The sequence below is a fragment of the Mycobacterium sp. genome (assembly GCF_052143115.1).
In the GTDB taxonomy this organism is placed as follows: domain Bacteria; phylum Actinomycetota; class Actinomycetes; order Mycobacteriales; family Mycobacteriaceae; genus Mycobacterium.
Map to the genome: position 1 here is coordinate 42,827 of NZ_JBKQTQ010000125.1, position 11,736 is coordinate 54,562.

The following is an 11,736-nucleotide window of genomic DNA, read 5'->3' on the forward strand; positions in this document are numbered from 1 at the left end:
CCGCGCCCGGCGTCCCGCAACAGTAAGCGTTAGTGGATTAGCGCCCGTCTTCCCTCTGCGCGGCGAGTTGGGAGTTGCGCGCGGCGGGAGAGTTATCTGCGCCCGAAAGGGGTCACCTCATGGCGTGGGGCATGTAACCGGAGGACGTCGACCGCGAACTACAGCCTCAGCCTTGTAACTGTAAGGCGAACGGCCCCGGCCCCGGAGGTGCCTGAGTGATCACTAGATGGAAATACCGGGCTTATGACGGGCTCGGCTCAACGTCGCCCGTCGCGGACTAGATTGACCCCGGTACGGACAGGGCGGGCGAACATGTCAACCCCGTCTCGTCGATGAATGGCGTGAGCGTAACGCTGCTAGCTCGCGACGGTGATCCGGCGTGCCGTTACGGGTTCGGCTTTGCCCTTGAGGTCGAGCGTGACGACCTCGCCCCCGTCGACGGCAGCGATGCGCGCGACAGTCTCGGGCATGACGATCTCGCCCCCCGCCGCAACGCCTTGGAGCCGCGACGCGGTGTTCACGACGTCGCCAATTGCGGTGAAGTCGCGGATCTCGCCCTCGCCGACGATCCCGACGTACGCCGGGCCGACGTCCAAGCCGATGCCCACCTCGAGCCGCGGGCCCTTGGGCGAGCCGCGACCCTGCGTGCGCAGAATGGCGAGAGCGTCACTCACCATCGCATCGACGTACCGGCCGTTGCGTGTGAGGGGCGGAAAGTAGAGGCCCATCACTTCGTCACCGATGAGCTTGTCGACGATCCCGTGCTGGACGATCACCTGCGTGAGCTCGGAGTAGAAGCGATTGAGACGTTCGGCCATCTCGTCCGGTGGCAGCGTCTCAGCGAGGGCGGTTGAGTTGCGGACATCGGCGAAGAGCACCCCGATGGTCAGGGTCATGCCACCCTGGGGCGCCGCCTCGAAGCACACCTTGCACCACCGCGGATTCTTGCGCGACGGGCTCTTGTCCATCCGTCGCATCAGCCAGCCGCCGACGCCCGCGAACGGGTTGCCACAGGCCTCGCACCGCGGGGCGGACGGCAGCTTCGAGAGGAGCCGAACCCCGCGCCGAACCTTGGCGTGGCCAAATTGTTCGAAGAATCGCGCCCACTCCTCCGCGTTGGTTTGCGCACCCTGGGGACGTGGGGGCGTACGCTTATTCGACATCCCTCATTCTCGCACCGCATGCCCATAGGCGGCAGCTCTCATCAGATCTCTGTCGTGGTTCACCAGCACGCGCAGCTCGTCGTCTTCCCCGAGCTCGAACCGCTTGCCGAAGTGTTCGCCGCCAGCGCGCCGACCGGAAACACCAGCGCGGCTCCGATAACGTCGACGGACGTGACCGGCGCCGCCATCCGAACAGTGCTTGCCGGTGTCTTGTCCACCGGGCTGGCGGCAGTATCCGCAACCGCTGACCCTGCCAACCTCTCCGCGTCGCCGGTGGCACGCAGCGCTTATGTCGCCGTTTCGGTGGCCACGGTGTGGACCACGCCGCAGAGCCCGCGTCCAGTCGACCATCCCGCCCTGACAAATCCGGTCGATATTCGCGGCTGGCTGTCGGACATGACGCCGGCCGAGCAGGAAGCGCTCACCTCGGACAATCTCAACCACACGCAGGCCCTCTTCGGCGACCGCGTCTTTGTGGTGGGGGAGCAGGGCGACTGGGACGAGGTACTGGTCCCCGGCCAGCCCACACCGAAGGACTCCCTGGGCTATCCCGGCTGGATTCCCAAGGCCCAGTTGACGACCGACCCGGGCTACGGCGCACTGAAGGAACACGCTCCCTTCGCGCTGGCCGATCGCGGCATCACCACCTGGCTGTACCGCGAATCCGGACTCTCCGATCAGGACCTCGAGATCAGTACCAACACCAGGCTTCCCGTCCTGAGCCGCACCGACAAGGCCGTTCAGGTGGCCACCCCCGATCGCGGCCCGAAGTGGCTGGATGCTCGAACGGTGGCGGTCTACGAAAAGCCCACGGACATACCGCATCCCACCGGAGCCGATCTGGTCCGGTACGCCGCCGTGTTCGTGAACGTCCCCTACCTGTGGGGCGGCCGTGCCGGGTTCGGGTTCGATTGCTCCGGTTTCACCTCCACCATCTACCAGGTGTACGGCATCACCCTGCCGCGCGATGCCGGCCCGCAAGCCGCCGACAGCCGGGGCCGCCCCGTCGACAAATCCGCGTTGCAACCCGGCGATCTGCTCTTCTACTCGCACGGCAGCAGGGAGCCCGACAATCCCGACGCGATCTACCACGTGGCGATGTATTCCGGGAACGGCGACATGATCGAGGCATTCGACAAGACGGCACCAGTGCGCATCACCCCGGTTCGACTGGACGCAGACTACTGGGGCGCGCGCCGCTACCTCGACCAACCGCCGTGATAGACCCCGCTGATCTCCGGGTCAGCTGGCCTCAACGCGCGAAGATTAACCGCGCCCTCCTCACCTGGAGAGCGGGCTGAAGTACCTGGCTCGTGTGGCCGGTGGCGCCTTAGCCGCAAACGTAGTCGAGCCGGCACGGTCCGTCCGCCCTTGCGACGCCACCGATCTGGGCCGGGACGGGCCGCGGGTGCGTCGTCCAGTCCGGCGTCATCTGGTAGCGGCCGAACAAGTGCGTCATCGCCGCCGTCATGGCCGAGAGCGAGAACGGCTGCGCCGGACACGAGTGCCGTCCGTGGCCGAACGCCGTCACCAACATGGGTGAGGGGAGTGTCTTCTCGTCGGTCAGCCGATGCCGCGTCCATCGGTCCGGGTCCCAGTTGTCCAGCCCCGGTGCAACGGACGTGTTGAGCAGGGGCAGCAACGTGGCGATGGTCCACCCCGGCGGTACCTGGTAGCTGACCTCGCCGGTGTCCAAACAGACCGGGGACAGCACGGTGCGGGACATGATCGAGCGCTGCGCCAGACGGGTGGACTCCAGCGCACAGCGCTGCGCGAGGTCGGCATCGCCGGCGACTACCCGCTCCAGATGTGCCGGGTGCTCAAGCAGGTCGACCAAAGCCCACCCGAGTGCGGCGGCCAGATTGGACATCGAGGCGATGTGTATCAGCGCGACATCGAGCGCGATCCCGCGAAATCTGTTGTCCTGCGCCTTCGAACACCAGGCATCCACGATCCTGCCGAACAGACCCTGATCGTCCATACCGCCGGTGTCCCAGCGGTGCGCGGCGGCCGCGACGATATCGACAATCTCGTCGAGGGCCGCACGCTCGGCTCGCTTGTTGGAGGCGGCGACGGCGGCCATCGCGTCGGGATGCACGAATGCGTCGGCGCCGTCGAGGATGTCGAAGGCCCGCACGAGACGATCAAACGCCTCGCCTTCGGCACATCCGGGCCCCGCCCAGGACGCGAGCCCCATCCGGTGGCCGAGTCGGCGGGTCAGCTCGAAGACGTCCACCGAGCCTGACGAGCCCAACTCGATGGTGGTCTCCCGCAGCGCCCAATCCAGGTTGGCCAAGTAGCCCGCGACGTCGTCGCGGCGGAACAGGGTGTTGGGCAGGATGCGCCGTCCGTCGAAGATCTCGTCGGGAAGTTTGCGGCGCAGCATCAGGTAGTCGGCGACGCCTTTGCTGGCCTTCTCCTCGGGCAGTCCGTAGAACGATTCGACGCCGGTCGGAGAGAACGTGAACAGGTAGTGATCCTGACCGCTCTGCACGGCGAAGGTGTCGCCGTGTCTGGCCCGGGCCGCCGCGATCGCAGCGACCGCGTCCGAGACCGGGACGTCCCACGGCAGGCCGGTTCCTTCGGCATAAGGCGCCGCTGCAGCCGGGCAGGGCTCCGGCACCGTCTAGCGCGCCGTTCGATTTCGTAGGGAATTGAACAGGTTTCGCACTGCGTGGTCGGCCACTGACAGCGGCGACATCACCGTCTCGCCGACTCCCACCATGTAGTCGATTCGCTCGACGATGGCCTCGACCGGCGCGACGAGCGTGACCAGCCGGCCCATCAGGTCGTCAATCCTGACTAGCGTGGCCTCGAAGTGGTCCAAGCCGGCGTCCAGGCGGTCCACCGCCTCGTTCAAGTGGGAGAGCGAATTGTTCAGGTCCGAGAGGGTATCGCCCAGGCCGCCGAGCACGTCTTCCAGTTGCCCCACGGTGACGTCGGCGTTCATTGCCGCCTGGGTGAGCGTCCTGATCCGCTGTCTCGGCGGGCGGCTGCCGGCGCTTTTGTCTGCCATGACGCTCATTATTACTGCCCGGTCGGGAACCCCCGGACTCGAATCGGCATCTGATCGGGTATGCAACCCAGACATTGCGAACATTGCCGCCCCGTCGTGACGACGGGCCCCGCGCCACCCGACATCATTCGGCGGCTGCAGGACTACGCGCTCGGCTACACCGATCGGCTGGCCGAGCGGCGCCGTTAGCCGGAAAGTTTGGCTGCCGCCTGGTTGTCGAGGAACCAGACCGTGTCTTCCCGGCCGACCGCACCGGCGGCCGGCACCGACACGGGGTCGGCGCCGCCGATCGCGGCGGCCACCGCCTCGGCTTTCTCCGCGCCGGACACCAGTATCCACACCTCGCGAGAGCGCTGGATTGCCGGCAGTGTCAACGTAATTCGTTGCGGCGGAGGCTTGGGTGAATCCTCCACACCGACCACCAGCCGGGTGGTTTCGCGCACGGCTGGAGTGTCCGGGAACAGCGAATTGATGTGGCCTTCGGGTCCCATGCCGAGCAGGTGGACGTCGAAATTCGGTGCGGGATAGCCCGGTTCGGCGTTCGCGGCCAGGAGTTGCTCGTAGGACAATGCGGCGGCCGCAAGATCATTGCCGAATTCGCCGTCAAGCGCCGGCATCGCGTGCACGTTGCGCGCCGGAATGTCGATGTGATTCAGCAGCGCATCGCGGGCCTGCTTGTCGTTGCGTTCGTCGTCGTCTTCGGCCACGTAGCGCTCGTCGCCCCAGAACAGATGCACCTTGGCCCAGTCGATGCGCTGCCCCTGGGCGCCGAGATAACTCAACAGCCGGTTGCCGTTTCCGCCGCCGGTCAGCACGATCAGTGCTCGCCCGCGAGCGGCGGCGGCCGCGTCGATGACGCCGATCAGGCGCTCGCCGGCCGCAGCGACCAGCCCGTCGCTGTCGGCGAAGGTCTCGACGGTCGTGCTCATTTGCGCCGCTCTCCCCCGCAAGCGGGAGGTGCCCCCACCCCATCGCTGCATCCCCCTCGCCGCTGCGCGGCTGGGGGTGCCCCCGCTGCATCGTCGCCGGCGCGGCTCACGCGTACTCCACGTGGTCGATGCCTTCCAGCGCTGAAAAGTAGATCGCGTCCGCGTCCAACCGGCGCAGATCCTCGGCGAGGCACTCGCGGGTTTCCCTGCGCTGCAACGGAACAAGCGCGTCCGGCTTAGCCGTCCGGCTCAACGTCGCCGTCACGCCTTCCTGCGGTCTGCTCAGCGTCACCGTCTCGCTGTTGCGCACCAGTTCGACCTTGAGCTCGCCGACCGCGCGCCGCACCGGCCCGTCGATTCGGCTCGCCAGCCAGCCCGCGAGGACGTCGAGCGCGGGTTCGGTCTTGAGCCCGGACACCAACGCCGACGTGATCGGTTCGTGCGGTGGCAGGTCGATCGCCGACGTGAGCAGCGCCCGCCAGTAGGTAATGCGGCTCCAGGCCAGGTCGGTGTCACCAGGGGTGTATCCGGGCAGCCTGCTTTTGATGCAAGCCAATGGGTCAGCCCCGTTGGTTGCGTCGGTGATACGCCGAACTGCCAGTTGGCCCAACGGATCCTGCGCTGGCACGGCCGGGGCGAGATCCGGCCACCACGCCACCACCGGGATATCGGGCAGCAGGAAGGGGACGACGACGCTGCTGCTGTGTCCGGCGAGTGGGCCCGCGAGCCGGAGCACCACCACCTCGGTGGCGCCGCTGTCACCGCCGGCCCGCAGTTGCGCGTCCAAACGCGCCTCGGCGGCATCCGCGTCGCCGGTCATCACCACGATTACCCGGCTGGGGTGCTCGTGGCTGGCCGCGTTGGCCGCTTCGATGGATTCTTCGAGGATCGTCTCGCTGTCGGGCGCGATAACCAGTGTCAGTACCCGGCCGAGCGTCACTGCGCCGACCTTCTCGCGCAGCTCGTCGAGCTTCTTGTTGATTTCGTTAGTACTGCTTTCCGGCAAATCGACGATCATTTGCGCCGCTCCTCCCCGCCCGCGGGGCTCATGCGCCGCTCCTCAGCATCGCTTCGCTCTGCATCGTCGCCGGCGCTCATGGCCGCCGCCATTCCCGGCCCGTCCGGCGGAGCATCTCGAACGACGATGCCGGGCCCCAGGTGCCCGCCTCGTACGGTTCGGGCTTGCCGTCTTCGGCCCAGTTGTCGAGCACCGGATCCAGTATCTCCCAAGCCAGTTCGACTTCCTCATTGACCGGAAAGAGCGACGGTTCGCCGAGCAGCACGTCGAGGATCAACCGTTCGTAGGCCTCGGGTGATTCCTCGGCGAACGCTGAGCCGTAGGAGAAGTCCATGTTGACGTCGCGTACTTCCATTGCGCTGTCCGGCACCTTCGAACCGAATCGCAACGTAATCCCTTCGTCCGGCTGGACCCGGATCACCAGCGCGTTGGCCCCCAGCTCATCGGTCATCGTTGCGTCGAACGGCAGATGCGGTGCCCGTTTGAACACCAGGGCGATCTCGGTCACCCTGCGGCCCAGTCGTTTTCCGGTCCGAAGGTAAAACGGCACGCCGGCCCAGCGACGGGTATCGACTTCCAGTGTGATCGCGGCGAACGTCTCGGTGGTGGAGTCTTTGGAAAAGCCCTCTTCGTCGAGCAGGCCAACCACATGCTCTCCGCCCTGCCAACCGGCGCTGTACTGGCCGCGAGACGTGGTCTCGTCGAGCGGCTCTGCGAGTTGCGTTGCGGAGAGCACCTTGATCTTCTCGGTCTGCAGTTCCGACGGATGAAAACTCACCGGCTCTTCCATGGCGGTCAACGCCATCAGTTGCATCAGGTGGTTCTGGATCACGTCGCGGGCAGCGCCGATCCCGTCGTAATAGCCTGCGCGCCCGCCAAGTCCGATGTCCTCGGCCATGGTGATCTGCACGTGGTCGACGTAGTGGGCGTTCCAGATCGGGTCGAACAACTGATTGGCGAACCGCAGCGCCATGATGTTCTGCACCGTTTCCTTGCCCAGGTAGTGGTCGATGCGGAACACCGATTCCTCGGGGAACACACTGTTGACCACGTGGTTGAGCTCGCGTGCACTGTCCAGGTCGTGGCCGAACGGCTTTTCGATGACCACGCGCCTCCAGCTGTCGTCCTGGGGACGGGCCAACCCGGCTTTGCTCAACTGCTCGCAGACCGCGGGAAAGCTGTTGGGCGGGATTGCCAGGTAGAACGCGTGATTGCCGCTGGTGCCGCGTTCCGCGTCGAGCTTGTCCAGGGTCTCGGCCAGCCGCGCGAATGCGGCGTCGTCGTCGAAGGTGCCTTTGACGAACCGGCATCCCTCGGCCAGCCTGTCCCAGATCGCCTGGCGGAACGGCGTGCGCGAATGCTCCTTGACGGAGTCGTAGATCTCCTTGGTGAAGTCGTCGTGGTTCCAGTCTCGGCGGGCGAACCCGACAAGGGCAAAGTTGGGTGGTAGTAAGCCACGGTTGGCCAGGTCATAGATAGCTGGCACAACCTTCTTACGGGCGAGGTCCCCGGTCACGCCGAAGATCACCACCGCGCACGGCGCGGCGATTCGCGGCAGCCGCTTATCGCGCTTGTCTCGCAGCGGGTTTTGCCACCGTGCGGCACCGGCCGCGCTGCGGGCCGGACTCATTTGGCGGCGCTATCCAGCTGCGCCTGAGTCGCGTCGAGGAGCTCCTTCCAGGACGCTTCGAATTTCTCCACGCCTTCGCTCTCCAGCACGAGGAACACGTCGGTCAGGTCGATGCCGACCGCCCCGAGCTTGTCGAAGACCTCTTGGGCTTCCGAGGCAGTGCCGGTGATCGTGTCACCGGTAACCACACCGTGATCGGCTACCGCGTCAATCGTCTTCTCCGGCATGGTGTTCACCGTGTTCGGGGCGACCAGCCCGGTGACGTACAACGTGTCGGAGTAGTCGGGGTTTTTCACGCCGGTCGACGCCCACAACGGCCGCTGGACCCGCGCACCATCTTTCTCGAGCTGCGTGTAGCGATCGCCACCGATGAAGACTTCCTGGTAGGCGGCATAGGCCAGTCGTGCGTTGGCCACTCCGGCCTGTCCGCGCAGCGCCAGCGCTTCGCCGGAGCCGATCTTCTCCAGGCGCTTGTCGATCTCGGTGTCGACTCGTGAGACGAAAAACGATGCCACCGAATGAATCTTGGAGAGGTCGTGTCCGGCCTGCTTGGCCCCCTCCAGTCCCGCCAGGTAGGCGTCTATCACCTCGCGGTGCCGCTCCACTGAGAAGATCAGCGTGACGTTGACCGAAATCCCTTCCGCCAGAACGGCGGTGATGGCCGGCAGCCCGGCCTTGGTGGCCGGGATCTTGATGAACAGATTCGGCCGGTCGACGATCTTCCACAGCTCGATGGCCTGCTGGATCGTCTTGTCGGTTTCGTGCGCCAACCGCGGGTCGACCTCGATGGAGACACGACCGTCGACCCCGCCCGACGCCTCCCACTGCGGTGCCAGCACGTCGCATCCGTTGCGGACGTCGTCGGTGGTGACGGTGCGGATGGTGGCGTCGACGTCAGCGCCGCGCTCGGCCAGCTCGGCGACCTGGGCGTCGTAGGCATCGCCGTGCGACAGCGCAGCCTGGAAGATCGACGGGTTGGTGGTGACGCCGACGACGCTCTTGGTGTCAATGAGTTCTTGTAGGTTGCCGGACTGCAAGCGCTGTCGGGACAGGTCGTCCAGCCACACGGATACGCCCGCGGCGCTGAGCGCGGCGAGGTTGGGATTCTGAGTCATCGAATTTCCTTCTTTTAGTTATCCAGTGTTCGTTCGGCGGCGTCGACTACGGCTTCCGGGGTGAACCCGTACTCATGGAACAAAGTCTTGGCGTCGGCGGATGCCCCGTAGTGCTCGATCGACACGATCTCGCCGGTGTCGCCGACCAGCTTGTGCCAACACTGTGCGATGCCGGCCTCGACGGCGACGCGTGCCGACACCGACGGCGGCAGCACGCTGTCACGGTATTCGTACGGTTGCGACTCGAACCATTCGACGCACGGCATCGACACGAGTCGCGCGACAATGTTCTTGTCGGCCAACAACTTTTGTGCCTCGACGGCTAGCTGGACCTCGGAGCCGGTGGCGATCAAAATGACGTCTGGTTCTTGGCCGCCGTCATCGCCCAGGATGTATCCGCCCCTGGCCACGCCCTCGGCGTTGGTTCCCTCCAGCACCGGCAGGCCTTGACGGGTCAGGATGAGGCCCACTGGACCGCTCCCGTTGCCGCGAGCCAAGACCGTGCGCCAGGCGTACGCGGTTTCGTTGGCGTCGGCGGGACGCACCACCGACAGCTGGGGGATGGCGCGCAGCGCCGAGAGGTGCTCGATCGGCTGGTGAGTCGGGCCGTCTTCGCCGAGTCCGATCGAATCGTGCGTCCACACGTAGATGGTGTCGATCTCCATCAACGAGGCCAGCCGTACCGACGGGCGCATGTAGTCGGAGAATTGCAGGAAGGTGCCACCGTAGGCGCGGGTGGGGCCGTGCAGCACGATGCCGGACAAGATCGCCCCCATCGCGTGCTCACGGATACCGAAATGCAGGGTGCGGCCGTACCAGTGGGCGGTGTAGTCCTTGGTCGAAATCGACGGCGGGCCAAAGGAGTCCACGCCCTTCATGGTGGTGTCGTTGCTGCCCGCCAAATCGGCCGAACCACCCCACAGCTCAGGCAGTTTCGGTCCCACCGCGGAGAGCACCGCCCCGGACGCGGCGCGGGTGGCCAGAGCTTTGGATCCCGGTTCCCAGTGCGGGATGTCGGCGTCCCACCCGTCGGGCAACTTTTCCGCGGTCAATCGGTCCAGCAGCGCTTTGCGTTCCGGTTCGCGTTGCGCCCAGGCCTCGAACTCCGGTTGCCAGCGAGCGTGGGCCTGTTTGCCGCGGGCCACCAGCCCCCGGGTGTGGGTGAGGACGTCCTCACGGACCTCGAACTTCTTGTCGGGATCGAAGCCCAGGATCTTCTTGACGGCGGCGACTTCTTCGTCGCCGAGAGCTGAGCCGTGCGCCTTCCCGGTGTTCATCGCATTCGGGGCCGGGTAGCCGATGATGGTCCGCAACGCGATGAACGACGGCCGGTCGGTGACGGCCTTGGCATTGGCGATGGCCTCCTCGATACCGACGACGTTCTCGCCGCCCTCGACGCGCTGCACGTGCCAGCCGTAGGCCTCATATCGGGCAGCGGTGTCCTCACAGAGCGCGATGTTGGTGTCGTCCTCGATGGAGATCTGGTTGTGGTCGTAGAACACGATCAGGTTGCCCAGTTCCTGGACCGCGGCCAGCGACGATGCCTCCGAGGTAACCCCTTCTTCGATGTCGCCGTCGGAGGCGATCACGAAGATGTAGTGGTCGAACGGGCTGGTCCCGGGGGCGGCGTCCGGATCGAACAGGCCGCGCTCGTAGCGTGACGCCATCGCCATCCCCACCGCCGACGCGAGACCCTGGCCAAGCGGGCCGGTGGTCATCTCCACGCCCCTGGTGTGCCGGAATTCCGGGTGTCCGGGCGTCTTGGATCCCCAGGTGCGCAGCGATTCGATGTCGGAGAGCTCCAGACCGAAACCGCCCAGATAGAGCTGGATATAGAGGGTGAGGCTGCTGTGCCCGGCCGACAGCACGAACCGGTCGCGGCCGAGCCAGGTGGTGTCGTTCGGGTCATGCCGCATGGCCCGCTGAAACAGCGTGTAGGCCAGCGGGGCCAGGCTCATCGCCGTCCCGGGATGCCCGTTGCCGACTTTCTGGACCGCGTCGGCGGCCAGCACCCGGACGGTGTCCACTGCGGCCGAATCGATCTCGGCCCAGTCGTCGGGATGGTGCGGTTGGGTGAGGGTCGAGATGTCTTCGAGTGTGGTCACAGATGTGGTCCTCGGGTCGACAACGTGATTGACCCCTACCCTAGTGCGGGAACCTACGTCGATGCAGGTCCAGAAGCACATGAACTCCGGGCAAATTGTTGTGAGTCGACCCTGCACTGCGAGCGGTGCGTGCAAGCGGTCTACCATCCTCTGTAGTAGAAGCTGCGCGCTGCTGCGATCCAAGGAGTTATTGCGTGAGCATTCGCGAGCGCGTTGCGCCGAGTCGAGTCAGCACGACTTTGTTGGCTTATTTGGCGCTGACCAAGCCGCGGGTCATTGAGCTGTTGCTGGTCACCGCGATCCCGGCGATGTTGCTGGCCGACCGCGGCACGGTGAACCCGCTGCTGATCCTCAATACCCTGATCGGCGGGATGCTGGCCGCCGGGGGCGCCAACACGCTCAACTGTGTGGCCGATGCCGACATCGACAAGTTGATGAAGCGGACCGCCCGACGGCCGCTGGCGCGCGCTGCCGTGCCCACCCGGAACGCCCTGGCGTTCGGGGTGGTGTTGAGTGTCGCTTCGTTCTTCTGGTTGTGGTGGACAACGAACCTGCTGTCGGGGTTGCTGGCGGTGGCCACCATCGCGTTCTACGTGTTCGTCTACACCTTGTTGCTCAAGCGCCGCACCTCGCAGAACGTGGTCTGGGGCGGGGCGGCCGGCTGCATGCCGGTGATGATCGCCTGGTCGGCCGTCACCGGCACCATCGGTTGGCCGGCGCTGGTGATGTTCGCGATCATCTTCTTCTGGACGCCGCCGCA

General features: G+C 65.9%; 10 protein-coding genes. 2 read left to right on the forward strand and 8 right to left on the reverse strand.

The genetic code is table 11. From position 1 onward, the window contains the following. Positions 1 to 356: 356 nt before the first annotated feature. Positions 357 to 1,163, reverse strand: a complete 807-nt coding sequence (locus ACLQI9_RS13645; protein ID WP_442378519.1) for an adenylate/guanylate cyclase domain-containing protein — start codon at positions 1,161 to 1,163, stop codon at positions 357 to 359. 54 nt (positions 1,164 to 1,217) lie between these two features. On the opposite strand from ACLQI9_RS13645, the gene ACLQI9_RS13650 reads away from it, so the two are divergent. Next, positions 1,218 to 2,384, forward strand: coding sequence for a C40 family peptidase (locus ACLQI9_RS13650; RefSeq protein WP_442391767.1), 1,167 nt, complete (start codon positions 1,218 to 1,220; stop codon positions 2,382 to 2,384). Between the two features lie 109 nt (positions 2,385 to 2,493). On the opposite strand, the gene ACLQI9_RS13655 is transcribed toward ACLQI9_RS13650, so the two are convergent. The 7 genes from ACLQI9_RS13655 to tkt all read right to left on the reverse strand — a co-directional run bounded on the left by ACLQI9_RS13655 (position 2,494) and on the right by tkt (position 10,976). Further along, positions 2,494 to 3,786: a cytochrome P450 gene (locus ACLQI9_RS13655; RefSeq protein ID WP_442378168.1), complete on the reverse strand. Its 1,293-nt coding sequence runs from the start codon at positions 3,784 to 3,786 to the stop codon at positions 2,494 to 2,496. 3 nt (positions 3,787 to 3,789) lie between these two features. Then, positions 3,790 to 4,188: an ATPase gene (locus tag ACLQI9_RS13660; RefSeq protein WP_442378169.1), complete on the reverse strand. Its 399-nt coding sequence runs from the start codon at positions 4,186 to 4,188 to the stop codon at positions 3,790 to 3,792. A gap of 176 nt (positions 4,189 to 4,364) precedes the next feature. Further along, positions 4,365 to 5,108, reverse strand: a complete 744-nt coding sequence (gene pgl, locus ACLQI9_RS13665; RefSeq protein WP_442378170.1) for a 6-phosphogluconolactonase — start codon at positions 5,106 to 5,108, stop codon at positions 4,365 to 4,367. 106 nt (positions 5,109 to 5,214) lie between these two features. Next, on the reverse strand, positions 5,215 to 6,126 hold the full coding sequence (gene opcA / locus ACLQI9_RS13670) for a glucose-6-phosphate dehydrogenase assembly protein OpcA (protein ID WP_442378171.1): 912 nt from the start codon (positions 6,124 to 6,126) through the stop codon (positions 5,215 to 5,217). Positions 6,127 to 6,202: 76 nt separating this feature from the next. Then, a complete protein-coding gene (gene zwf, locus ACLQI9_RS13675) occupies positions 6,203 to 7,756 on the reverse strand; it encodes a glucose-6-phosphate dehydrogenase (protein WP_442378172.1) in 1,554 nt (517 codons plus the stop codon). Further along, positions 7,753 to 8,871, reverse strand: coding sequence for a transaldolase (gene tal / locus ACLQI9_RS13680; protein ID WP_442391768.1), 1,119 nt, complete (start codon positions 8,869 to 8,871; stop codon positions 7,753 to 7,755). The genes zwf and tal overlap by 4 nt, the downstream gene beginning before the upstream one ends. 14 nt (positions 8,872 to 8,885) lie before the next feature. Beyond that, positions 8,886 to 10,976 carry a transketolase gene (gene tkt / locus ACLQI9_RS13685; RefSeq protein WP_442391769.1) on the reverse strand — a complete coding sequence of 697 codons (2,091 nt, stop codon included), beginning with the start codon at positions 10,974 to 10,976 and terminating at the stop codon, positions 8,886 to 8,888. Between the two features lie 194 nt (positions 10,977 to 11,170). On the opposite strand from tkt, the gene ACLQI9_RS13690 reads away from it, so the two are divergent. Next, on the forward strand, positions 11,171 to 11,736 hold a 566-nt coding region (locus ACLQI9_RS13690), incomplete at its 3' end, for a heme o synthase (RefSeq protein WP_442391770.1).